General features: G+C 53.6%; 21 protein-coding genes. 6 read left to right on the top strand and 15 right to left on the bottom strand.

What is annotated here, in order from left to right:
- Nucleotides 1-35 precede the first annotated feature (35 nt).
- The 5 genes from gstA to betT form a co-directional block, all read right to left on the bottom strand.
- Complete coding sequence (gene gstA, locus N5923_RS20350) at nucleotides 36-641, bottom strand: glutathione transferase GstA (protein ID WP_267141675.1); 606 nt, start codon at nucleotides 639-641, stop codon at nucleotides 36-38.
- A gap of 142 nt (nucleotides 642-783) precedes the next feature.
- Entirely contained in the window at nucleotides 784-2,286 is a 1,503-nt protein-coding gene (gene dtpA, locus N5923_RS20345) for a dipeptide/tripeptide permease DtpA (RefSeq protein ID WP_267141676.1), read from the bottom strand.
- A gap of 476 nt (nucleotides 2,287-2,762) precedes the next feature.
- Nucleotides 2,763-3,104 (bottom strand): hypothetical protein, encoded by a 342-nt coding sequence (locus N5923_RS20340; RefSeq protein ID WP_267141677.1) that lies wholly within the window; start codon nucleotides 3,102-3,104, stop codon nucleotides 2,763-2,765.
- A 105-nt stretch (nucleotides 3,105-3,209) separates the two neighbouring features.
- Nucleotides 3,210-4,787 carry a sensor domain-containing diguanylate cyclase gene (locus N5923_RS20335; RefSeq protein ID WP_267141678.1) on the bottom strand — a complete coding sequence of 526 codons (1,578 nt, stop codon included), beginning with the start codon at nucleotides 4,785-4,787 and terminating at the stop codon, nucleotides 3,210-3,212.
- A gap of 158 nt (nucleotides 4,788-4,945) precedes the next feature.
- Nucleotides 4,946-6,961, bottom strand: coding sequence for a choline BCCT transporter BetT (gene betT, locus N5923_RS20330; RefSeq protein WP_267141679.1), 2,016 nt, complete (start codon nucleotides 6,959-6,961; stop codon nucleotides 4,946-4,948).
- 161 nt (nucleotides 6,962-7,122) lie between these two features.
- Between betT and betI the strand changes: the two genes are divergently transcribed.
- The 3 genes from betI to betA all read left to right on the top strand — a co-directional run bounded on the left by betI (nucleotide 7,123) and on the right by betA (nucleotide 10,924).
- The gene (gene betI / locus N5923_RS20325; protein WP_267141680.1) at nucleotides 7,123-7,719 is read left to right on the top strand and encodes a transcriptional regulator BetI; all 597 of its coding nucleotides are present in this window, start codon (nucleotides 7,123-7,125) and stop codon (nucleotides 7,717-7,719) included.
- A 22-nt stretch (nucleotides 7,720-7,741) separates the two neighbouring features.
- Nucleotides 7,742-9,208: a betaine-aldehyde dehydrogenase gene (gene betB, locus N5923_RS20320; RefSeq protein ID WP_267141681.1), complete on the top strand. Its 1,467-nt coding sequence runs from the start codon at nucleotides 7,742-7,744 to the stop codon at nucleotides 9,206-9,208.
- A 69-nt stretch (nucleotides 9,209-9,277) separates the two neighbouring features.
- Complete coding sequence (betA, locus tag N5923_RS20315) at nucleotides 9,278-10,924, top strand: choline dehydrogenase (protein WP_267141682.1); 1,647 nt, start codon at nucleotides 9,278-9,280, stop codon at nucleotides 10,922-10,924.
- Between the two features lie 43 nt (nucleotides 10,925-10,967).
- Here betA and N5923_RS20310 read toward each other — a convergent pair whose 3' ends face one another.
- Nucleotides 10,968-12,980, bottom strand: coding sequence for a helix-turn-helix domain-containing protein (locus N5923_RS20310; protein ID WP_267141683.1), 2,013 nt, complete (start codon nucleotides 12,978-12,980; stop codon nucleotides 10,968-10,970).
- 135 nt (nucleotides 12,981-13,115) lie between these two features.
- Between N5923_RS20310 and N5923_RS20305 the strand changes: the two genes are divergently transcribed.
- The 3 genes from N5923_RS20305 (at nucleotide 13,116) to N5923_RS20295 (ending at nucleotide 16,943) form a co-directional block, all read left to right on the top strand.
- Complete coding sequence (locus tag N5923_RS20305) at nucleotides 13,116-14,381, top strand: MFS transporter (protein WP_267141684.1); 1,266 nt, start codon at nucleotides 13,116-13,118, stop codon at nucleotides 14,379-14,381.
- A gap of 12 nt (nucleotides 14,382-14,393) precedes the next feature.
- Nucleotides 14,394-15,788, top strand: a complete 1,395-nt coding sequence (locus N5923_RS20300; protein WP_267141685.1) for an amidohydrolase — start codon at nucleotides 14,394-14,396, stop codon at nucleotides 15,786-15,788.
- Nucleotides 15,789-15,866: 78 nt separating this feature from the next.
- Nucleotides 15,867-16,943 (top strand): porin, encoded by a 1,077-nt coding sequence (locus N5923_RS20295; RefSeq protein WP_267141686.1) that lies wholly within the window; start codon nucleotides 15,867-15,869, stop codon nucleotides 16,941-16,943.
- 56 nt (nucleotides 16,944-16,999) lie between these two features.
- On the opposite strand, the gene nth is transcribed toward N5923_RS20295, so the two are convergent.
- The 9 genes from nth to ydgT all read right to left on the bottom strand — a co-directional run bounded on the left by nth (nucleotide 17,000) and on the right by ydgT (nucleotide 24,147).
- Nucleotides 17,000-17,635 (bottom strand): endonuclease III, encoded by a 636-nt coding sequence (gene nth / locus N5923_RS20290; protein WP_267141687.1) that lies wholly within the window; start codon nucleotides 17,633-17,635, stop codon nucleotides 17,000-17,002.
- Nucleotides 17,632-18,333, bottom strand: coding sequence for an electron transport complex subunit E (locus N5923_RS20285; protein ID WP_267141688.1), 702 nt, complete (start codon nucleotides 18,331-18,333; stop codon nucleotides 17,632-17,634). The genes nth and N5923_RS20285 overlap by 4 nt, the downstream gene beginning before the upstream one ends.
- On the bottom strand, nucleotides 18,326-18,958 hold the full coding sequence (rsxG, locus tag N5923_RS20280; RefSeq protein WP_267141706.1) for an electron transport complex subunit RsxG: 633 nt from the start codon (nucleotides 18,956-18,958) through the stop codon (nucleotides 18,326-18,328). Before rsxG ends, N5923_RS20285 begins: the two co-directional genes overlap by 8 nt.
- A gap of 12 nt (nucleotides 18,959-18,970) precedes the next feature.
- On the bottom strand, nucleotides 18,971-20,029 hold the full coding sequence (rsxD, locus tag N5923_RS20275; protein WP_267141689.1) for an electron transport complex subunit RsxD: 1,059 nt from the start codon (nucleotides 20,027-20,029) through the stop codon (nucleotides 18,971-18,973).
- Nucleotides 20,030-22,096, bottom strand: a complete 2,067-nt coding sequence (gene rsxC / locus N5923_RS20270; protein WP_267141690.1) for an electron transport complex subunit RsxC — start codon at nucleotides 22,094-22,096, stop codon at nucleotides 20,030-20,032.
- Nucleotides 22,089-22,667 carry an electron transport complex subunit RsxB gene (gene rsxB / locus N5923_RS20265; protein ID WP_267141691.1) on the bottom strand — a complete coding sequence of 193 codons (579 nt, stop codon included), beginning with the start codon at nucleotides 22,665-22,667 and terminating at the stop codon, nucleotides 22,089-22,091. The genes rsxC and rsxB overlap by 8 nt, the downstream gene beginning before the upstream one ends.
- A complete protein-coding gene (rsxA, locus tag N5923_RS20260) occupies nucleotides 22,667-23,248 on the bottom strand; it encodes an electron transport complex subunit RsxA (protein WP_017802232.1) in 582 nt (193 codons plus the stop codon). The genes rsxB and rsxA overlap by 1 nt, the downstream gene beginning before the upstream one ends.
- Before the next feature lie 126 nt (nucleotides 23,249-23,374).
- Nucleotides 23,375-23,818 carry a DUF2569 domain-containing protein gene (locus N5923_RS20255; protein ID WP_267141692.1) on the bottom strand — a complete coding sequence of 148 codons (444 nt, stop codon included), beginning with the start codon at nucleotides 23,816-23,818 and terminating at the stop codon, nucleotides 23,375-23,377.
- Nucleotides 23,819-23,931: 113 nt separating this feature from the next.
- The gene (gene ydgT / locus N5923_RS20250) at nucleotides 23,932-24,147 is read right to left on the bottom strand and encodes a transcription modulator YdgT (protein WP_267141693.1); all 216 of its coding nucleotides are present in this window, start codon (nucleotides 24,145-24,147) and stop codon (nucleotides 23,932-23,934) included.
- Between the last annotated feature and the right edge of the window lie 267 nt (nucleotides 24,148-24,414).

Here is a 24,414-nt window from a genome sequence, read left to right as displayed (position 1 = left end):
TCGAATTGCTAAAAGTGGTGTTTCACGCTCAGTGGTTAAATCAGCCCTTCTGCTTTTAACGCCGCGCTCACCGCCGGACGTTCCGCCACGCGTGCTGCCCAGCTGTTAAGCGCATCCAGACCGCTGAGATTGAGTTTTAATGCTGTGGCCCAGCGCACCATATTGTAGAGATAAGCGTCGGCGACGCTAAACCGCAGTCCCATCAGCCACTGTTTCTCCTCAAGCTCGCCGTTAACCCAGGAAAGTTTCTGTTCCAGCGTCGTGCGCAACGTCGCTTTGTAAGCCTCCGGTGCGGCTGAGTCAAAGAGCGGGTAAAAGGCTTTATGCAGCTCGGTGGCGATAAAATTAAGCCATTCGATGGTGTGGTAGCGTGTCAGGCTGCCAGCGGGGGCCAGCAACTGTCGATCGGTTTTCAGATCGGCGAGGTACTGGATAATCGCCACCGCCTCGGTAAGCACGCTGCCGTCATCCAGCTCCAGCGCCGGAACCTTGCCTTTGGCATTGATCTGGCGGTAATCCTCGCCACGCTCGGTGGTTTTACTGGCGAGATCGACCTTTACCGCGGTGAAATCGAGGCCGCATTCGTGCAGCACAATATGCGGTGTAAGCGAACAGGCGCCGGGGTTATAGAACAGTTTCATCAGATGCTCCTTGGGCGGTGCGCAGAGGGATCTGATTAGCTTAGTGCCGGAAACAAAAATTGTCAGTGAAGCTGGCCGGTAAGTTTGGCGCAAAAAAAAAGCCGCCTGATAAACAGGCGGCTGTGCAGGCTTCGGCGGACGGTTAACTTGTCGCGTTTGCCTGCTGTAACTCAGCGCTATCCGTGCCCTGGGTCATACGATTCAGCAGCGGAGCGGTTAACAGCATCAGAACAGCAATCACCCCGGTGGCGAGTCCGATTTTCAGGAACACATCGCCGTAAACGTGCAGCGATTGCAGCGGATCGGTAACGTTGTCCGGCACCGCCATCAGATTGGCGATTTTACCGGCAATAATTGCCGCGCCCGCCGTGGTCAGGAACCATGCGCCCATAATAAAGCCCATCAGACGCTGTGGAACCAGCTGCGCCACCATCGCCAGGCCAAGGCCGGAGATCATCAGTTCACCAATACTCTGCAATGCATAGCTGAGGATCAGCCAGTTAAGTGACACGATACCGAGATCGCTGGCGAATTTGGTTCCCAGTGGCAGCACGAGGAAAGCGCCAGAGCAGAGCACCATGCCGATGGCAAACTTATGCGGCATTGGCAGGCGGTCGCCCATTTTATTGTACAGCGCGGCCAGAATCGGGCTGCCGATCATAATCCAGAACGGATTCAGCGCCTGGAACTGCTCAGGCTGGAAGGTGATACCCAGCATGCTGTGTTCAACGTTACGGATGGCAAAGAAGTTTAGCGAGGTGGGCATCTGGCTGTACAGCACAAAGAACACCACCGCTTCCAGCATCAGCATAAAGGCGACAATCATTTTACGGCGCGCAGCACCCTGCATGGCAAAGGCTTCTTTACCAAACAGCAGCACAATGCCGACAACGATACAGCCAAGCGCGATACGGGCGATCTGCTGGTTATGCAGCAACCAGGTGGCGGCAGTAATCACCAGCAGGATACCAACGATAGTCATCAGCAGTTTGCCGATATTGACCGGCGCGAAGTCAGGTTTAGAACCGTAGTTTTTCACCCAGCGACGGCAGATCAGGAAGTTAACCAGCGTAATCAGCATACCGACAAACGACAGCGAAAACGCCACGCTCCAGCCATATTTTGCCGCCAGCCACGGTGTGGCCATAATTGAGAACAGCGAGCCAATATTGATCGCCATGTAATACATGGTGAAAGCGCCATCAAGACGCGGATCGTCTTTTTCGTAGCAGGTGGATAGCAGTGAAGAGGGGTTGGCTTTAAACAAGCCATTACCGACGGCGATGGTCGCCATACCGATATACACCATACTCTGATCGTGACCCGACCACGCCACCAGACCATAACCGGTTGCCAGCACCAGAATACCCAGCACGATTACGCGCTTGGTGCCCAGCACTTTATCGCCCAGCCAGCCGCCAACGGCGACCAGACCATAGACCAGCGCACTAAAGGAGGAGAACAGGGTGATGGAGTCAGATTCAGTCATCCCCAGCATTTTAACCAGGTACACTGCCATAATGGCTTGCAGACCGTAGTAACCAAAACGTTCCCACAGTTCGATGGTAAAGATCAGATAGAACGATCGGGGTTGTTTGAACGCATTGAGGCTAACCTCATTAGTGTGTTTGTTTGCAGTAGACACTAGTACCTCTGGATAGATGCCAATTTCGCATCGGGAATTAAGCACGCGTAATAGCGCGAATCTATTCGGTGCGTTGTTATAAGATGGGAAAAACGGCGGTTAATTTCGCTGATCCTGCGGCATCAGGCAAGCCTTTTTTCATTTGCTGCAATATCAGGCAGTAGCGAGGTTAAATAAGCGCAACATCGATGTTAACTGGTGGTAAATGTTGGTTTGTATTTATATGACGAAATAATACTCCGACGCGCTGCGCGGTTTTTAGCCAAAAGAGGGTTAAATCCCCATGGAGGGTAAAAACCGCGCAAAATGGGTTTATGTAATATTTTTACCGATTAAAATTCTGTTAATTATCTCAATGCTGATTTTATATGCGGTTCGTGCTTTTTTTGCGTTAAAAAGGACCATATTCACGATGATGTGTGAGCAGGATCACGAAAACAGATATTATTTCAGCACGAAAAAAAAGTCGCGGCAGTTTATCTCGCCTGCAGTTGCGCTGACATCAAACGCTGGCAACTGGGTTCATCGTTGGTTGCGATATGTTGTGCTGCCGGAGTGAGTTGCTGCCAGCTGGCGGTGACCGCTTTGCCCAGCGCAGGGATAAATGCAATTTTGTGCAGCGCATAGTCTGAATTACCACCTTCAATCACATTTTGCATATCAGCAATAAAACGCGAACTGTCGTCATGGCGGATGGTGCAAAATACCGCAACGTAGTAAGCCTCATCCTCGGTGTCGTAGCCGGGTTTAAGCCACCAGGCAAGCAGAGCGGCCACCGCGAGTGCAGGGAGTATCAATAGTCGTTTGGGATACGTCATTAAAAAACCAGTTATCAAATACAGTAGTGGGGTGTGTAAAACACGTCAGTAATGCGCACGGTAGCAGTATTTGTCTGAGGGTTCGAGTCGTGCGCGGTTCTTCGTTTAATCGTTAGCCACCGGCAGCCACGGCGTACTCAGCGCGGAGACCTGGTTACGGCCGTTACGTTTGGCGGCATACAGCGCGCGGTCCGCGCCTTCTTTAATCTGACGTGCATCGCCCGGATTGCCGCTGGCGGTGAGGGTAAAGCATCCGGCGCTCAGGGTAACCACATGCTCCGCACGGTCGCTGCTTTGATGGGGCATTGCGGTTTCCCGTACTACGTCTACCGCGCGCTGCGCGATCACCCGTGCTTCCTGCAAGGTAGTATCGTGCAACACAACGGCAAACTCTTCGCCACCATAACGGGCAATCAGATCCGTCTGGCGATGTGGCATGGTTCGCAGAATTTCGCCCACCCGCTTCAGACAGTTGTCACCCGCCACATGACCGTAAGTATCGTTGTAGCGTTTGAAATAATCGATATCCATCATAATCAGCGACAGCGGCTGACCATTGCTGGCCGATCGCTGCAAACCCTGCTCAAGTACCATGTCAAACTGCCGGCGGTTTGCCACGCCGGTCAGGCCGTCAACCAGCGCCAGCGCCTGCAAAGCATGATTAACGGAGGTCAGCTCATCACGCAGATGCGCCAGTTCGCTCTGATTTTTGATATTGGTGCGCACCTGACGTAATACCGAGCCGCCCATAAACAGGATGCTTAACAGTAAGGCGGCATTCAGCGCCACATCCTGTAGCCGCTCCTTCAGCCACTGATCGATCAGCGTTGCGCGGTCATAACCGGCGGCCACCACCAGCGGATAGCGCAGTGAACGCGCGAAGCCAAAGATTTTTGGCAGACCATCCAGCGCCGCGTTCCATTCGCCGCTGCCGCGATCCGCTTTCATCAGCATCTGGTGAAACAGCGGGCTGGCAGACAAGTCTTTACCGATATAGCTGTCGGGCATCGGGCGGGCATACAGCACGCTGCTGTCTGCCAGCATCAGGACCAGCACATCCTTATTGCCCATTTCGTAGTAACTGTAAAACTGGCGGAAGTAATCCACGCGAATGGTTGCCAGCAGCACCCCGGCAAATCCGCCCGTCGCGTCATTGACCCGCAGTGATACCGGGATCACCAGGTCACCGGTGCTGCGGCTACGAATCACTGGCCCGATATGGATACCGGTGTGGCGATTGGTGCGATGATAATGGATATATTCACGATCAACATTGTTAGCGCCCGCCGGTTCACGATCCACCGACCGGGCAATCCATTTACCCGCCGCGTTAAAATAGAACAGACCATGCAGCTGTGGCAGACGGCTGCGCAGTTCACGCATGGTGCTGCTTAGCTCACTGGTATTCAGGTGCGCAAGGTTATCGGCCTGGATATCGCGCTGAATATCCCTGAGAGTGATTTCGGTTTGCAGCACGGTATCTTCCGCCTGGCGCGCCTGCGACAGCGAAAGATTGACCGCCGTCTCTTCCGCACTGCTGACGGTACGTTGCCAGGACTCCTTCAGTGACCAGAGATTAATAATCACCACTGCTAAAAATAGCAGGCAGACAAACACCGTAATGCTGCGACCCAATGAAGAGTTCAGTAGCAATGAAGCGGAGATCCGGTTGCTGAACTTCATTAAAGCATTCCTGATAAAAGCCATAACTAAGTAAAGCACAAAAGAAAAAAGGAGCCTGAAAAGGCTCCCTGACAGATTGTTCACGGGCGGCGAGAACGCCGCCCCTACACGAATATTGCGGTTACCGTAGGGGCGGCGTTTTCGCCGCCCACAGCAGGCTAGCGAATCAGATGCAGGAACTGCAGATGGCGTTCATAGTGGTCAAGGATATCATTGATAATCTGCTCCTCGGTGTAGCCCACCAGATCGTACTCCTGGCTGCCTTCCCACAGATGCACTTCCGCGCGGTAGTAACGGCTGGCGGTATGGCTGAGATTGCCGCCGCTGCGCATAAAGGATGGCGTACTGTAGCCACTCATCTGCACACCGTAATGGAAGGGCGCTTCTTCACCGTGGGATACGCGGATACCAAGGGTGAAATCCTGTGGTGACAGATCGCTTTCCACCAGCAGACCTTTCTCCTCCAGCACTTCCGAAACCTTGCCCAGCGCCGGACTTACGGTCTCATCCATAAAGCGATACACCATATCGCGCGAAGGATAGGAGATAGCGCGATTCAGACGACGGCGCCAGCTGCTGGTATGGCCGGGACGATGGCGATCCAGCAGTAACGGCGACGCAATCGCCACTGAGCGGCTGCGATCTTTCTGCTTCTCATGATGCAGCGCGCGGTACATGGCAATCACAAACAGCACCAGCACCAGCGAGAACGGCAACGCACTGAGCACGACGGCGGTTTGCAGCGAGGTGTAATCACCGGCAAACAGCAGTGACAGCGTCAGTACGCAGACCGCCACCGCCCAGAAAATACGCAGCCAGTTAGGCGCATCCTCACCGGCGGTATCACCGACGCAGGAGAGATTAGCCACCACCAGTGCACCGGAGTCAGCGGAAGTGACAAAGAAGATAAAGCAGATCACTACCGCCAGCACAATCACCGGCGTCGCCATCGGGTAGGTGGCCAGCATATGGTAGACCGCCATCGCCGGATCGCTTAACGCCACGTCGCCGAGTTTATCCATGCCTTTCTGATATAACTCCAGCGCACTGTTACCAAATACCGACAACCAGGCGAGGGTAAAGCCCATCGGGATCAGCAGTACGCCGATGACGAATTCACGCAGGGTACGCCCACGCGAGATACGGGCGATAAACATGCCGACAAACGGTGACCAGGCAATCCACCACGCCCAGTAAAATACTGTCCAGTTGCCGAGCCAGGTGTCTTTATTGCTATCGCTGTAAGCATAGAGATCAAAGGTTTTACGCGGCAGGCTGACAAAGTAGTCGCCAAAGTTCTGCACCAGCGAATTCAGCAGATGGCTGGTAGGACCGGCGAACAGCACAAAGGCAAACATCAGCACCGCCAGCAGCATATTGACTTCTGACATGCGGCGAATACCTTTATCAACGCCACTGACCGCCGACAGGGTGGCCGCGCCCATCACTATCACAATCAGAATCACCTGCATGGTATGACTCTGTGCAATACCGGTCAGGAAGCTGATACCGGAGTTAATCTGCATCACGCCGATGCCGAGGCTGGTGGCCAGACCAAATAGGGTGCCGACAATACCGAACACATCCACCGCATGACCAATCGGACCGTTAATCCGGTCGCCAATCAGCGGATAAAAGGCCGAACGCAATGCCAGCGGCAGGTTGTGGCGATAGGCGAAGTAGGCGAGTGACATCGCCACCAGCGTATAGATCCCCCAGCCATGTAAGCCCCAGTGCAGCATGGTTAATACCATACCGTCACGGGCGGCCTGCGCCGAACCGGCAACGCCATCAGGTGGCTGCAACAGATGATCGAGTGGCTCAGAAGCGCCAAAGAACAGCAACTCGGAACCGATGCCGGCGGAAAATAGCATCGCTGCCCAGGTGCCATAACTGAAGTCCGGTGTCGAGTGATCCGGTCCCAGTTTGATATCGCCGTAGCGTGAAAAAGCGACAAACAGGACAAAGCCGAGGTAGAAAGCCACCACCAGCATGTAGTACCAGCCAAAAGTTGCCGACGCCCAGGATTGCGCGCGCGACAGTATCGAACTGGCCTGTTCGGGGAAAAGCAGGACACCACCTGAAAACAGTATCACTACCAGTGCGGCACTAAAGAACACCGCTTTATTGAGTCTGACCGGCTGAAGTAACAACCGATCCTGAGTTCCCAGCATTGAAAATCCTCATTAAAAAATAGCGAAATTTGGTTGCGTTTATCCTTACAAAGAGTATGGAATTGTTATCCAGTTGTTACCAAGTCTAGTTTTTATTGATTGAACGTTCAATATAAAAAAGTTATTATCTCTCTCATTCAATAGTCGGAACCGATGAAACGATGCCAAAAGTTGGAATGAAAGCCATCCGTCAGGCGCAGCTGATTAACGCAACATTGACGGTGATCGATCGTGTAGGGCTGGCGGACGCCAGCATTGCGCTGATTGCAAAACAAGCCGGGGTGTCGACCGGGATTGTCAGTCATTACTTTGGCGATAAAAACGGGCTGCTGGATGCCTGTATGCGTCAGATCCTGACCGACCTTTATCTGGCGGTTGAGCGTCATCGGGTACGCGCTGAAGATAATCCGCAGGCGCAAATCCGCGCGATTATTGACGGTAACTTCGACTTAACCCAGGTGGCGGCGCCAGTGCTGAAAACCTGGCTGGTGTTCTGGACCAACAGTCTGCACCAGGAAAATTTGCATCGTTTGCAGCGGGTTAACGATCGCCGCCTGCACTCCAATATTACTGCGCAGTTTGCCCGCGTATTACCCCGTGAGCAGGCGCGTCAGGCCGGTAGCAGTATCGCCGCCTTAATTGACGGTTTGTGGTTGCGGATGACGCTGGCGCCACAGCCGATGGCTCACGGCTTAGAAGATGCCCGCGAGCTGTGTTATCAGAATCTCGCGCTCTGGCTGAATACGCCGGTGCGCTAAATCCCTTAGCAGAGGAGGAGTCATGGCAGAACTCAATCGCCGTGGTTTATATATCAATGGCCGTGAACAACAGGGCCAGGGTGAGGTTTTCACCAGCATCAATCCGGCCAATGGTGAGGTGATTGCGGAAATCACCGCCGCCAGCCAGCAGGATATCGACAGCGCCGTGGCTTCCGCCATTGCCGGTCAGCGTATCTGGCGCAGCTATACGCCGGTTGAGCGTAGCCGCGTGCTGTTAAAAGCGGTGGCGCTGCTGCGTGAACGTAATCAGCAGCTGGCCGAACTGGAAACGGCCGATACCGGTAAGCCAATCAGCGAAACCGAAGCGGTGGATATTGTCACCGGCGCCGATGTGCTGGAGTACTACGCCGGTCTGGCGGTGGCAGTGCAGGGCGAATCGATTCCGCTGCGCGATACCGCGCTGGTCTATACCCGCCGTGAGCCGCTGGGCGTCTGCGCCGGAATTGGCGCATGGAACTATCCGATTCAGATCGCACTGTGGAAAAGCGCTCCGGCGCTGGCTACCGGCAATGCGATGATCTTTAAGCCAAGCGAAGTGACGCCGTTAAGCGCGCTGGAGCTGGCGAACATTTACAGCGAAGCCGGTCTGCCGGATGGCGTATTTAACGTGGTGCAGGGGGCAGGTGCGGTGGGTAAAGCGCTGAGCCAGCACCCGGATATCGCCAAAGTCTCCTTCACCGGTCAGGTAGAAACCGGTAAACGCGTAGTGGCTGATGCCGCGCTGTCGACACTGAAAGAAGTGACGATGGAACTGGGTGGTAAGTCGCCGTTGATCGTATTTGAAGATGCCGATCTGGAGCGCGCGGTGGATGCTGCAATGATGGCTAACTTCTACAGCAGCGGCCAGGTATGTACTAACGGCACGCGGGTGTTTGTCCATCGTTCGCTGAAGGCGAGCTTTGAACAGCGTCTGCAACAGAAGCTGGCCAATATTAAAACCGGTGACCCACGCGATCCGACGGTGAACTTCGGACCGCTGGTCAGCGAGCAGCACTGCCAGAAAGTGGTCTCCTACCTTGAACTGGGTCAGCAGGAGGGTGCACGTCTGCTGGCGGGTGGCCACCGCATCACCGAAGGCCCGCTGGCGAAAGGCTGCTACGTTGAGCCGACGGTCTTCACCGACTGTCAGGATGAGATGCGCATTGTGCGTGAAGAGATCTTCGGACCGGTGATGAGCATCCTGGTGTTTGATGATGAGCAGGAAGTGATTACCCGCGCCAATAACACTGAGCTGGGTCTGGCCGCTGGCCTGTTTACCCGCTCACTGGACCGCGCGCACCGGGTGATCCATCAGCTGGAAGCCGGTATCTGCTGGATCAACAGCTGGGGCGAATCGCCAGCACCGATGCCGGTCGGCGGCTACAAGCAGTCAGGCTTAGGACGTGAAAACGGTGTTGAGACGCTGAAGCACTACACGCGTACCAAATCGATTCTGATTGAGATGGGCGAGTATCCCACTGCGTTTTAAGTGGTGAAGTAAGATTTTCTGGCCGGTAGCGTCATGCGCTGCCGGCGCTGGTTTTTAGCTGGAGGTTTAATGCAGAAATTTGACTATATCATTATTGGCGCCGGTTCCGCAGGCAATGTACTGGCGACCCGCTTAACTGAGGATGCTGACGTATCGGTACTTTTACTGGAAGCAGGCGGCCGCGATCATCGCCTTGATTTCCGTACCCAGATGCCAGCCGCTTTAGCTTATCCGTTACAGGGTAAACGTTATAACTGGGCATTTGAAACCGATCCCGAGCCGCATATGGACAATCGCCGCATGGAGTGTGGTCGTGGTAAGGGGCTGGGCGGCTCTTCGCTGATTAACGGCATGTGCTATATCCGCGGCAACGCGATGGATTATGATAACTGGGCAGCAAAAACCGGTTTTGCTAACTGGTCCTATCTCAATTGTCTGCCTTACTTCCGTCGTGCGGAAAAGCGTGATATCGGCGAGAACGACTATCATGGCGCAGAAGGCTATCTGAGCGTCACCACGCCGACCAGCGATAACAATCCGCTGTACCGCGCGTTTATCGACGCTGCGACCGAGGCCGGTCACCATGAAACCGATGATCTGAACGGTTATCGCCAGGACGGTTTTGGTCCAATGGATCGTACCGTCACCGCTAACGGTCGCCGTTCCAGCACTGCGCGCGGCTATCTGGATGTGGCGCGTCAGCGCAGTAATCTGACGATTATTACCCATGCGCAGACCGACCGTATTCTGTTTGAGGGCAAAACTGCCACCGGTGTGAAGTGGCTGGTAAAAGGCCAGCCGCAGCAGGCGCAAGCCACACGTGAAGTGCTGCTGTGTGCTGGCGCTATCGCCTCGCCGCAAATCCTGCAGCGCTCCGGCGTCGGGCCGGAAGAGTGGCTGCGCGAGCTGGATATCGATGTGGTGCATGCGCTGCCGGGTGTGGGTCGCAATCTGCAGGATCACCTTGAGGTCTATATGCAGTTCCGCTGCAAACAGCCGATCAGCCTTTATCCTTCGCTGAAATGGTGGAATCAGCCGGCGATCGGCGCTGAGTGGCTGTTTAAAGGCACCGGTGTCGGCGCCAGCAACCAGTTTGAAGCGGGTGGCTTTATTCGCAGCGATGATCAGCCAGAGTGGCCGGATCTGCAATACCACTTCCTGCCGGTGGCGATTAACTATAACGGCAGCAGCCCGGTAAAAGAGCATGGTTTCCAGGCGCACGTCGGGCCGATGCGCTCAATGAGCCGTGGTCGTATTAAGCTGAAATCGACCGATCCTTATGCTGCGCCGTCGATCTTCTTTAACTACATGTCCGAAGAGCGCGACTGGCAGGAGTTCCGCAATGCGGTACGTCTGACGCGTGAAATTATGCGTCAGCCTGCGCTGGCACCATACTGCGGCGCGGAGATTCAGCCCGGTGTAGCGGTGCAGAGCGATGAGCAGATTGATGCCTTTATCCGTGAGCATGCTGAGACCGCCTATCACCCGTGCGGCAGCTGCGCGATGGGCAGCGATGAGATGGCGGTAGTGGATGAAGCAGGGCGCGTGCACGGTATGCAGCAGCTGCGGGTGGTCGATGCCTCGATTATGCCGCAGATTGTTACCGGCAACCTGAATGCGCCGACGGTGATGATTGCCGAGAAGATTGCTGATGCGATTCGTGGCAAAGCGCCGTTATCCCGTTCGACCGCTGAGTATTATCAGATCGCCGGATAATCCGCTGGCGAACGATAATCCTGGCCTGTATGCCGGGCCAGGGTTATGCGTGGTATAATTTATTGATATGACAAGCCAGGGTGACAATAAGAAAGTCATCTGGATGATTCAGGTTCATACCAATCATATTTTCAATTTTCCTGACGCGCTGGTATAACGTATTAACATGGATGTTAAGTGCCGCTGCGCTATTTATTGTCGAACAACGATGATAAATATAACTGTTTAACGTCAGCAGCAGGATTGCATTTTTTTCGCCACCTTCGATGAGTGGAGTAAGAACATCCGCAACAAAGCGTTTCAGATCTTCCGCCTGATGATTAATAAATAGTCGTTCAATGCCGGTATTATGGAAAAGTAACACCCCCTCTTTTTTGCGCGTTTTCAGTACTTCCAGCGCGGTGCTGGCCTGCTGCCAGGCAAGTTTACATTCACTACGTTTAACAACGTCACTGATCCCCGCTTTACTGATGATTATCAGCGGCAACTCCCGGCTTATCCGGTCAGTAAACTCTTTTAGTTTAACGGTGTGTAAATCAGAAATATAGACAGTGATGTTGGTGCTGTCGGCAAAACTAAAACTATTACGCCGTGAAAGTAGCGTATTTAATTTATTAAGTGTCACTAATGACGTGACATCCTGATTAACGGAATCTTCTGTTTCCAGTCTGAGACAGATAATCCAGTTTTGTAGCTGAAATCCATATCTGGCGAAATTTTGCTCGGTTTCACTGGTGATGCCGCGGGAAAAAAGCTGTTCGATTAACGCGGATTTTCTTTTGTGTTCCAGCGTCAGGCTGCTGGCCTTACGCATAATCTGCATCACGATAAAGTCTCCCAGGCGCGACAGGATCAGACGGGTAGCATCGTTAACCGCGTCGGCTGGCAGGATAAAAAAGCCAACCGCCAGTTCATCATGTTTCAGCGGCTGGATAAAATAATCGCCGTTGGCAAAACCGCTCTCCACTGCAAAACTACGGGTCAGATCATCCCAGTGATAAGGAAAACTCACGGTGGCATCAAGCCGGTTGCCGAGAATATCAATATAGCCCGCATTCAGATTTACCCGCTCACAGATAGCGGCGATAAATGAATTTAAGTTATTGATGCGAGTCGATAAGTTGATCATCTCATTATGGAATTCGACGCTGCCTTTCAGGATCGCATTCTGCTGTTCCAGCTGTTTGCGCAGCGCATCCACCTCATTCAGGCTGGAAACTTTTTCGTCATGTATTTTGGCATTGCGCCACGCCAGCGCCACCTGTGAAGCGAAGGTCTCCAGCAGGGAAACCGCCAGCGAGTTAAAAATAGAGTGCCGGCTAAATGACAATAGCGTCAGAGTGCCATAGCAGATCTGTTTATCCTGCACTGGCACACAAACCAGTGAACTGGCAATCGGGTTATTTTCCATTACCGAGGCGCGCAGCGCGGACTGACGGATAACCGAACCGATAATCGCTTCGCGGGAATTCAGCGTCACAGATTGCCGGCTGGCAAATACCTGACCGGATAATGATTCCTGGGGTGAAACCGCATAATCATAATAATTATCTTTGAAGCCGGAAAGGGCGATGGGGATCAGCAGATTTTTATCCTCATCATAAATGCGAAAGATTACCGCATCGCTAAAAGGAATGGTTTTTAACGCACCATCAACCACATGTTGCGTAATCAATTTATGGGATAAACCCGAAGCCAGATGCCAGGTATTATCACTGATACTGCGAAACATCTTTTTTTGCTGCTGCAATATTTCGGCAAACAGATAAATTTTAATCTCATTTAATAAACCATTTATCTGATTTTCAGAGCAGCAGTGGTTATAACGCTTGATGGTAATAATAAGTGAATCGATATACAGACAGATGGCTTCAATAACCAGTTCTTCAGCATTAAACGAGTGGGTAAGAATAAAGTTTTCATTTGATTCATCCATCTCTCTCTCATTGTCCTGAATCAGATCGTCAAACCGGCTATCTGAGGTTGCGACAGAGAATGTCGCTGTCGGAAAATAGGTGTTAATTACTTTTTCCAGTGCAATAACATAATCCTGCATGCTATACCTCTGTGTAAGGCTACATATAATTTATATTGTCAGTGTATGAATCCACATAGATATTTATCACTTTTTTTGCAAGTGTAGCAAGGCAGTTGTTGATTTTTTATGGCGACCCTCCCTGAGGAAGTATCTATGAGTGATGTGAAGACGAGTAACAAAAACAAACTGATTATCTTCATCTTGTTTTTATGTTGGGTGGTGGGATTTATCGATAAAACCGCAATTAATATTGCGATTATCCCAATCAGTAATGATTTTGGCCTCGCCAGTGACCAGACCGGTATGATTATCAGTGGTTTTTTCCTTGCCTATTCCTTAACCCAGCTGATTGGCGGCTATCTGGTTGACCGCCTCGGCAGTAAAACTATTCTTACCGGTGCGGTAGGGTTGTGGTCAGTGGCTACCGCCTGCACCGGCATGGCGGGCGGCGCCATCAGTCTGGTGGTTTCCCGCTTTTTTGTTGGTATGGGCGAAGCGGTATTTCCTTCCGGCAGTTCGGTGGTGATTGCCCAAAAATTCGAACGATCAAAGATGGCGCGGGCAAAAGCCTTTCTGCAGTCCGGCGCTTCGGTGGGGTTTGCGGTGGGCTCGATTGTGGTGTCGGCGCTGATCGCTTTCTATAACTGGCGCATTATGTTTTTTGTGTTGGGCCTCGCCGGGGTGCTGCTGGCGGTGCTGTTATGGCTGGTGTTACGTGAGCAGCCGGTCAGTCAGACACAGCAAGCGGATATCAGCGCGGCTAAACTGGCGCATACGCATAAAGGCTCAGAAAAGCGACGCCTGCTGGAGATTATCGCCAGACCGCTGACCTGGCAGGTGGCCGCCTGCTACTTCTTTACCAATATTGTGTTCTGGGGACTGCAATCGTGGCTGCCTTCTTACTGGGTGAAGGTAAAAGGGATGAGCATGGTGTCGATGGGCGCCTGGTCGGTGTTGCCGCCGACGCTGGGCTTTCTCTCCTTCCTGACCTGCGGCTGGTTGCTGGATCGGTTTTTTAATGGCCGTGAAAAATACCTGATCGCTATCGGCGCAGCGGTGTCAGCACTGTTTATCTGGCTTATGTTTAATGCCTCATCCATTCCGCTGGCCTTCGCGTGGTTGTCGCTGTCGAATATTTTCCTCAATGCCATCAGCATCAGCGTATTTGTCACTATTATCAAACAGTTCCCGAAAGAGTCGGTGGGTACTGCGACCGGCCTGATTAACTCGGTGGCGCAAATCGGCTCATTCTTGTCGCCGCTGGTGATTGGCTACATGCTCAAAATAACCGATCAGAACTATTCGGCAGCCTTTCTGATGATCATCGCCTGCGCCATCGTCACCTGCCTGATTTCCCTGTCAATTAAACATCAGAACGCCCCCGTTGACGCTGAACTGACTACCGGCCCTGCACGTTAAAGAGAGAAACAGATGAACTATACCGACATTATTAAACACACCCTGGAACAAGAACGCGCACGTATCGTGGCGGTAAGCGATCAAATCTGGGAGTTTGCCGAGGTTCGCTATGAAGAGGTGCAATCCGCAGCGCTGATGGCGCAGACTCTGGAAGAGGCCGGTTTTGCCGTCACGCGTAACGCTGGCGGTATCAGTACCGCTTTTGTCGCCAGCTTTGGTGAAGGGCAGCCGGTGATCGCCATTCTCGGTGAGTATGATGCGCTGCCATCACTGAGTCAGGAAGCGAATCGCGACTGCTATGCACCGGTGGTGAAAGCAGGTCATGGACATGGTTGCGGTCATAATCTGCTCGGCTCCGGCGCGCTGGCGGCGGCGCTGGCGGCAAAAGCCTGCATCGAAACCCTCGGACTGAGCGGCACGATTAAATATTATGGCTGCCCGGCCGAAGAGGGCGGCGGCGGTAAAGCCTATATGGCGCGCGCCGGTCTGTTTAACGATGTCGATGTTGCTTTTACCTGGCACCCATGGGATGAAAATCTGGCGTATAACGCCCGGATGCTGGCCACTAACCAGGTGAAGTATTCGTTTACCGGAAAAAGCACCCATGCCGCCTTTAGCCCGCATCTGGGACGCAGTGCGCTGGATGGGGTTGAGCTGATGAACGTCGGCGCAAACTTCCTGCGTGAACATATTATTCCCGAAGCGCGTTTGCACTATGCCATCACTAATGCTGGTGGCCGGGCGCCAAATGTGGTGCAGTCCGAAGCGGAGGTGTTATACAAAATCCGCTCGCCAAAAATGCAGCAGGTGCGCGAAATCACTGAGCGCGTGCACGATATCGCCCATGGCGCGGCGCTGATGAGTGGCACCGCAGTCAGTATCGAGTTTGATGCCGCCTCGGCTGATCTGATCCCGAACGTGGCCCTTGCCAGCATGCTGGACGAAGAGCTGGCGAAAGTCGGCGCACTGACCTTTACTGCAGAAGAGAAAGCTTTTGCCCGCGCCATTCAGGATACGTTCTCGGATGAAGAGAAAAGACTGCTGGCGAAACGCGGCGATGTGCTGGCGGAACAACTGACGCCGCTGCGCAAAGAGCCTGACTTCCTGAATGGTTCCACTGATGTGGGTGATGTCAGCTGGCTGGTGCCAGTTGGCCAGGTGTATATCGCCACCTGCGCCAGAGGCACGCCGCCGCACTCCTGGCAGATGGTGACGCAGGGTAAAACCAGTTACGCCCATAAGGGGATGCTGCTGGCGGGCAGCGTGATGGCGGCTGCAGTGGTACGGGCGCTGACTACGCCAGAATTAATTGCTGCGGCAAAGCAGGAGCATACGGAGCAGCTGGATGGCGAAAGCTATCGCTCACTGCTGCCAGCGGAGGCAAAGCCACGTCCGCTTAGCGATTAACTAATTCTGTCTCGCCTGAGTGGGCGTCAGCCCGCTCAATAATAATATTAATAATAAACTTCAGATGATGAGGCTAATATGAGTGCAGGTAAAATCTCCATTATTATGGGGGCATTGTTTTTTTCTGGTGTTTGCGGCGCGGCGGAAATTTATAACAAAGACGGTAATAAACTTGATCTGTATGGCAGTATGCGTGCGCGCCATTATTTTAGCGATGATACCAGCGTCGACGGTGATAATAGTTATGTGCGTTTTGGTTTTCGCGGTCAGACACAAATTAATGATAAATTAACCGGCTTTGGTCAGTGGGAATACAGTATCCAGGCGAATAAATCGGAAGCCGAAGGAACCGAAGGAACGAAAACCCGATTTGGTTATGCTGGCCTGCGTTATGGTGATTTGGGTTCGCTGGATTATGGCCGTAATGCCGGTGTGCTGTATGACGTGGCCGGTATTACCGACTATGCGCCGATCTTCGATATTATGACCGACAGCTATACCGATGGCTTTCTTACCGGACGAGCCAACGGCCTGTTAACCTGGCGCAACAACACGCTGTTTGGCCTGACGGATAAGGTTAAATTCGCCATCCAGTACCAGGGGGCGAATGGTGATGACAGCAACAGCAACGGCCGTTCAGTGTATACCACTAATGGTGAAGGCGCCGGGATGTCGGTGAGCTACGATTTCGACTGGGACGGCACCCTGCTGGCGGCTTACGGCAACTCGAAACGCACTGCTGCTCAGCAAGCGCTGGCGTATGGCGAGGGTGAACACGCTGAAATGTGGGCCGCCGGATTTAAATATAATCCTGGAAAACTCTACGCGGCAATCAAATACTCACAGGGCTATAATATCACTCCGATTAAAAATTATGGCTATGTTAATAAAACGCAAAATATTGAAGCTTATCTGCGCTATGTCGCCGACAGTGGCGTAATTCCGGGTATTGGCTGGTTCCAGTCAAAAGGCAAACAGATTGAGGGCTATGGCGATGTTGATTTAATGAAGTATCTTGATTTGAATCTTTCATACTTCTTTAATAAAAACTTTTTCACCTATGCCGATTATAAAATCAATCAGCTGAAAGCCGATGCGCCGTTTGGACTTTCTACCGATAATAGCTTTGGTGTAGGTATGACGTACCAGTTTTAATTTTAATAATGTGATACTGCCGAGAATGCGTCATCACCATGACGCATTTATTTTGGCTAAATCTCGACCTTATCGTTATATTCGCAAAGATCTTCAATCAGACAGGAGCCGCAGCGCGGTTTACGCGCCACACAGGTGTAGCGGCCATGCAGAATCAGCCAGTGGTGACAATCTACCTTAAACTCGGCGGGCACCACTTTTAACAGCTTCTCTTCCACCTGCTCGACATTCTTGCCCGGCGCGAAGCGGGTACGGTTACTGACGCGGAAAATATGCGTATCCACCGCAATTGTTGGCCAGCCAAAAGCGGTATTCAGCACCACATTAGCGGTTTTGCGGCCGACGCCGGGCAGCGCTTCCAGCGCCGCACGATCTTCCGGCACTTCGCCATGATGCTGTTCCAGCAAAATACGGCAGGTTTTAATGATATTTTCTGCTTTGCCATTAAACAGGCCGATGGTCTTAATATACTCTTTCACGCCATCCACCCCCAGCGCCAGCATTGCCGCCGGAGTACTGGCAACGGGGTAGAGCTTTGCCGTCGCTTTATTGACGCTGACGTCGGTGGCCTGCGCGGACAGCAGCACGGCGATCAGCAGCTCAAAAGGCGAGCTGAACGCCAGTTCGGTAGTGGGGTGCGGATTGTTATCGCGCAGACGGCTAAGGATCTGCTGGCGTTTCTCTTTATTCACAGCGCTTTCCCGATATGGCCCTCGGGCGTTGCCTGAGTTTCGGCAACACGCAGCGCGCGCTCTTTCATCTTTTTATCGATCATATATTTTCCGGCCAGCATCATACCCAGACCAATAAACGCGCCTGGTGGCAACATCGCGAGCAGCATCGGCGAATCAAAATGCACTACCTGCACGCGCAGCACTTTCGCCCATGGACCAAGCAGCTGATCCGCGCCATTAAAGATGGTGCCATTGCCGATAATCTCACGCACGGTGCCGAGCACCGTCATCGCGCAGGTGGCGCCCATCCCGGTGGCAAAGCCATCCAGCGCCGACAGCGGCACGCTGCTTTTCGACGCCACCGCTTCCGCGCGACCCACCACGATGCAGTTGGTGACGATCAGCGGGATAAAGATTCCCAGCGACTGATACAGGCCGTAGGCATAGGCGTTAATCAGCATCTGCACGCAGCTCACCACCGCGGCGATAATCATTACGTAGATCGGAATACGGATTTCCGGTTTGGTCCAGCGGCGCGACATTGAAATCGAACTGTTGGTCAGTGTCAGCACCAGCGTGGTGGCAAGACCCAGCCCCAGCGCATTGGTGGTGGTGGAGGTCACCGCCAGCAGCGGACAGAGACCCAGCAGCTGCACCAGCGACGAGTTATTCTTCCACAAACCGTTCACTAAAAGTGTTTTAGCTTCACTACTCATTGCTCTCTCCACAGTCAGGCAGCGACGCGAGTCTGGTCGGCAGCGTTTCTACATACAGGGCAGTGCGTTTGGCCGCATTGACCACTGCGCGTGGGGTAATGGTGGCGCCGGTAAACTGGTCAAAGTCGCCGCCATCTTTCTTCACCGCAAACTGCTTATCATCAGGGCCGGAAATCTGCTTACCATTAAAACTGTTAATCCAGTCGGAAATGCGCAGTTCGATCTTATCGCCCAGCCCCGGCGTTTCATGGTGTTCCACCACGCGCACGCCGTACACTTTGCCACTGAAACTGGCGCCGACCAGCATCTGAATCTCTCCAGAATAGCCGTCTGGCGCGGTAGTCTCAATAGCCATTGCCACCGGTTTATCCTGCATACGCGCCAGGTAAAGATGGTGAGGTTTACCATTCCCTAACGCTTTATCAGTGACAACGTAACATTCCTGCTGAATGTGATTGTCATAAATCTCCGGCGGCACCACCTGATCCAGCAAGATTTTCTGCTGCACCGCGGTCTGATGTTCAATCGTCGGTTTGGTTACGGCGTTAATCACCGCGGTGACGCCGGTGGTGACCGCCGCAAACAGCGCCAGCGTTACGCCATTTTTCCTGATGGAATCCAGCATGCTCATGGTTGCTTATTCCTTGCGATGGCCGTAAACGCGCGGCTTAGTATAGTAGTCAATCAGCGGCACGGTGATATTCGCCAGCAGAACCGCAAACGCCACGCCATCCGGGTAGCCACCAAAACTGCGGATCAGCCACACCAGCAAACCAATCAGCGCGCCAAAAACCAGGCGCCCTTTATTGGTGGTGGAGGCGGTAACCGGGTCGGTGGCGATAAAAAAGGCGCCAAGCATAGTCGCGCCGGAAAACAGATGAATCATCGGCGACGCCAGGCTTTCCGGCGATATCAGCCAGCCAAGCGTGGCGCAGAAGGCCAGCGACAGCAGAAAACTGACCGGGATATGCCAGCGAATGCTGTTGGTCCATAGCAGGAACAGGCCGCCAAGCAGAAAGCCGATATTGATCCACTGCCAGCCTAAACCGGCAATCACACCGCTGTAAATCGGCTGCGCTAACAGCTGTTCAGCCGTATGGCCCGCACGCAGGCCGGTTTTAAAGGTATCCAGCGGCGTGGCCTGGCTGACGCCATCAATTCCCACCTGCAGATGCTGCATGGTTTCACCCGCCAGCGTATGGTGGGTAAAGATCATGCTCACGGAATCCATAAAGCCGGGTGTGATTGATTGCAGCGAATCCGGCGGCAGCCAGCTGGTCATCTGGACCGGGAAGGAGATTAGCAGCACCACGTAGCCAATCATTGCCGGGTTAAACGGGTTCTGACCAAGGCCGCCGTACAGCTGTTTGGCAATCACTACGGCAAACACCGTACCCAGCACAATCAGCCACCAGGGGGCGAGAGGCGGAATACTGATGCCAAGTAGCAGCGCGGTCAGCAGCGCGGAGTTATCGCCGAGATTAGCTGCCAGCGGCTGTTTACGCAGTTTAAGGATCAGACCCTCGGTCGACAGGGCGACAATTGCCGCCAGCGCCACCTGAATCAGGTTGCCACAGCCAAAGTAGTACCACTGGGCGGCCATGCCCGGAATCGCTGCCAGCAGAACCAGCAGCATAATGGTGCCGGTACTGCGACGATTGTGGGTGTAAGGAGAACTTGCAATACGAAAAGCCATTTATTCCTCTTGCACAGAATGCTGCGCGGCTTTGCGCGCTTTTACACGTGCGATGGCCGCTGCCACTGCCGCTTTACGGGGATCGTCGGTTTCACTGTCGCTGGCAGCGGGTGCCGCAGTGGGTTCCGTTTGCTGCTGCGCTGCTTTTTTGGCTTTAGCACGGGCCACTGCCGCTTCAATCGCCGCTTTACGCGGATCAGCCGTTGCTGATTGCTCAGTGGTTTCGCTTGCAGCAGGCGTTTGCGCCGCTGCTTTTTTGGCTTTAGCACGGGCAATTGCCGCTTCCACCGCCGCTTTACGCGGATCAACCGTTGCTGATTGCTCAGTGGTTTCGCTTGCAGCAGGCGTTTGCGCCGCTGCTTTTTTGGCTTTAGCGCGGGCAATTGCCGCTTCCACTGCCGCTTTACGCGGATCGGCACTCTGACGGGTCACCGGTTCGGTTTCAGCCTGTTTTTCCGCCTGACGGGCATGTGCCTGCGCCCGGCGTGCTTCACGTTGCGCCATCACCACGGCATTGTCCGGTTGTTCAGCGTTTTCCGGCTGCGCGCTGGCGGCATTTTTCGCTTTAACCCGCTCCAGTGCGGCAGTGATTTCACTCTGATCGCTGCTGCTGACTTTGCGTTTGGCCTGCTCATGGCGCGTTTCTCGCGCCAGTTTCTCGCGCTCAAGACGCTGCTGACGCGCTTCAAAACGCGCTTTCGCCTGCGCAGTGCGTTGAGCTTCCAGATCGATCGCCCGCAGCTCGGCCTTTTCCTGGCGATAGTACTGGACCAGCGGAATATTACTCGGGCAGACATACGCACAGGCGCCGCACTCAATGCAGTCATCGATATAGTGCGCACGGGCTTTTTCATGATCGGCGCCCTGGCTGAACCAGTAGAGCTGTTGTGGCAGCAGATTGGCCGGACAGGCATCGGCGCAGGCGCTACAACGAATACAGGATTGCTCCGGCTCGTTGTTGCCCATTTCGCTGGCGGAGGGCGCCAGAATGCAGTTGGTGATTTTCACCATCGGCACATCCAGTGCGGGCAGGGTAAAGCCCATCAGCGGACCGCCCATTACCACCATCTGACCGGCAGCTGGAGTAAAACCGACGTGATGCAGCAGATGGCTGACTGGGGTGCCAAGGCGGCCCCAGAGATTACAGGGCTGTGCCACCGATTCGCCGGTCAGGGTGACCACACGTTCGGTAAGCGGTTCGCCATCGATAATCGCGCGTTTAACTGCAAAAGCGGTGCCGACGTTCTGCATCAGCACGCCGATATCTGATGAACGACCGCCGTGTGGTACTTCCTTGCCGGTCAGGATTTTAGTCAGCTGCTTGGCGCCGCCGGACGGGTATTTGGTCGGGATCACCCGCAGTTGCAGATCGGTGGTGCTGCCAATCGCCTGTTTCAGCGCGGCAATCGCCGCGGGTTTATTATCTTCAACCCCAATCAGCACCTGCTCAGCGTGTAATACCCAGGCGAGGATACGCGAGCCTTCGAGCACTTCGTCAGCGTAATCCTGCATCAGGCGGTCATCGGCGGTGATATAGGGTTCGCACTCTGCGGCGTTAATAATCAGGGTTTTGACGCCACTAAGCCCGCCTTTCAGTTTGGTGCCGGTCGGGAAACCGGCGCCGCCAAGACCGGCTACGCCCGCCTGGTGAATACGATTAATCAGTTCACTGCGATCCAGCTGGCGGTAGTCGCTGAGGGTTTCACGTTCAATCCAGCGGTCTTCGCCATCCGGTGTAATAAATACGCACATCTCTGACAGTGCCGACGGGTGTGCGGTGATATGTGGGGCAATGGCTTCGACGGTGCCGGAAGTCGGAGCATGCACCGGCAGCATCCGTCCGCGACCAAAAGTCAGCGGCTGGCCGCGCAGCACTTTGTCGCCCGGACTGACGCACAGTTCACCTTCATGACCAATATGCTGTTTCAGCGGAATGATAAAGCGCTCCGCCAGCGGGATCTGACGCAGTGGCGTACCATTAGACTGGGTCTTCATCTCTGGCGGATGAATGCCGCCTTCAAAGTCCCAGATCTTCTCTTTTTTCAGGAAATTAAACAGATTACGCATGACTTTCCACAGGAATAACCCGCACAGGAATGGTGTTCAGATCCCACTTCCAGTTGGCGGTAGTGGTTGCCACCGGACGCATTTCAATACAGTCGGTTGGGCAGGGGGCAACGCAGAGATCGCAGCCGGTGCAGACGTCGCTCAGCACGGTATGCATCGCGCGGGTGGCGCCAACAATCGCATCGACCGGACAGGCCTGAATACATTTGGTGCAGCCAATGCAGTTCTCTTCATCGATCCATGCCACGGTGCGTACCGGTTCCAGTGCTGCCGCATCGCCATCAATCGGCTGCGGATCTACGTTCAGCAGTCCGGCCAGTTTCAGCATCGTCTGCTCGCCGCCCGGGGCGCATTTATTAATCGCTTCGCCGTTGTTGCCTACCGCTTCTGCATAAGGGCGACAGCCAGGATAACCGCACTGTCCGCACTGGCTCTGCGGCAGGATCTCATCGATTTGTTCGACAATCGGGTCCGCCTCAACTTTAAAGCGTCGCGCGGCGTAACCCAGCAGTGCGCCAAACACCAGACTGAGTGCACTTAAAGCAATAATCGCGATCCAGATTGCTGACATCAGAACTTCACCAGCCCGGAGAAGCCCATAAAGGCCAGAGACATCAGACCGGCGGTGATCAGCGCAATTGAAGAGCCTTTAAAGGGCGCCGGCACATTAGCCAGCACCAGACGTTCACGCATCGCGGCAAACAGCACCATCACCAGCGAGAAGCCAATTGAGGCGCTAAATCCATACATCGCTGCCTGCATAAAGCTGTGATTCAGGTTGACGCTAAGCAGCGGCACTGCCAGTACCGCGCAGTTGGTAGTGATCAGCGGCAGAAAGATCCCCAGCAGGCGATAGAGCGCCGGGCTGGTTTTACGCACGACCATCTCGGTAAACTGCACGGTAACGGCAATAACCAGGATATAGGCCAGGGTGCGCAGATAAACCAGATCCAGCGGCAGCAGAATAAGGTGATTCACCAGCCACGCGCAGATCGAGGCCAGTGTAATAACGAAAGTGGTGGCGAGTCCCATGCCAATTGCCGTCTCCAGTTTTTTGGAAACGCCCATAAAGGGACAGAGGCCGAGAAACTTCACTAATACGAAGTTATTCACCAGCACTGTGCCAACAAAAAGAAGCAGGTATTCGGTCATTGTTACGCCTGGAGGAAAAATAAAAGCCGCTTATTATCGGGCATTAGCGGCTGTATCACAATATCTGTGCCCCGGGGTGGAGACAGATAGCACTCAGGATTAAATTATTGACGATTTTAACGTCACTTATGGCTCAATAAATGTCGTCTTAACCCGCTGAGAACGTTTGAAATAGGGCACCAGAAGTGACGCCGCCAGCAGCGCGATCAGCAAAGTCCGAATTGCCGTGCTGTCGCTCACTGGCGAAAAGGCAAAGGTTTTAATTGCCAGCACCACGGTCAACAGCAGCCAGATAATGTAGTGACGCGGTAAGCGCTGCGAACGTTTACAGAACATCCAGGTAACCCAGATGCTGTAAACCCACATCACCAGCGAGGTACCCAGCGACAGCATCCACTGCAGGGTAAAGGCGTGAGTATTATTCAGCAGCGCCTGACGCAGTTCAGGATTTAATAACGCACTGAGATACATCGCCAGCACCAGCGCGCTGGTCAGCAGCGTCATTATCAGCCAGGCCAGCGGCACAATAAGCCAGCCGCCAATGCGTGGCGCAGAAGGTTGCTCAGACATGATAATTTTCCTGACTGAAAATAAACGGCGAAAAGTAAGGCGTGGATTATACAGAAAAAAGGGGGGGATGACATCAAGGGGCGGCGATTGATGCCGCCCGCGCAGTGCTACGGCTACAACACGTAGCGCCAGACCGATTTCGGCACACAACCTAAATCGAATAAGCGTCCACCGGAAACGAGTTCAGCCCGGCGATGGTCGGCAGCCCGATACATATTCAAAATCTCACCGTCGTCGCTAAGCGAATAGTTGAGGTGATCAAATAATTTTTCCAGGGTTTCTAAGCTACTCACTTTGCGAAATTTCAACAGGTAATCTTGTGTTGTCATAGTTGTCGTCAGGTCAGGTAGGGGACAATAAGCCTCCAAGTATAGGGAGACGGAAAAAGCTGTCTATACCACAAAGCGTAAATAAGCGTCAGAATCAGAAAAGTGCGCCCTGGAGCCTGACAAAATGCTGCTTTTAAGAGTTTTCTGCAATCAATGGCCGTTCTGTTTGCCTTTATAAAGCTTAATCAGGTGATTGATAGCGATTAAATTGCCACGCTGAATCGAATCAAGTCAGCCTGATCATCACAAAAATGCAGCAGTAAGCCT

This window comes from Winslowiella arboricola (genome assembly GCF_025527015.1).
Classification (GTDB): Bacteria; Pseudomonadota; Gammaproteobacteria; order Enterobacterales; family Enterobacteriaceae; genus Erwinia; species Erwinia arboricola.
Note: the sequence above shows the minus strand (reverse complement) of the source record. Positions and strands in the feature narration are given on the sequence as shown.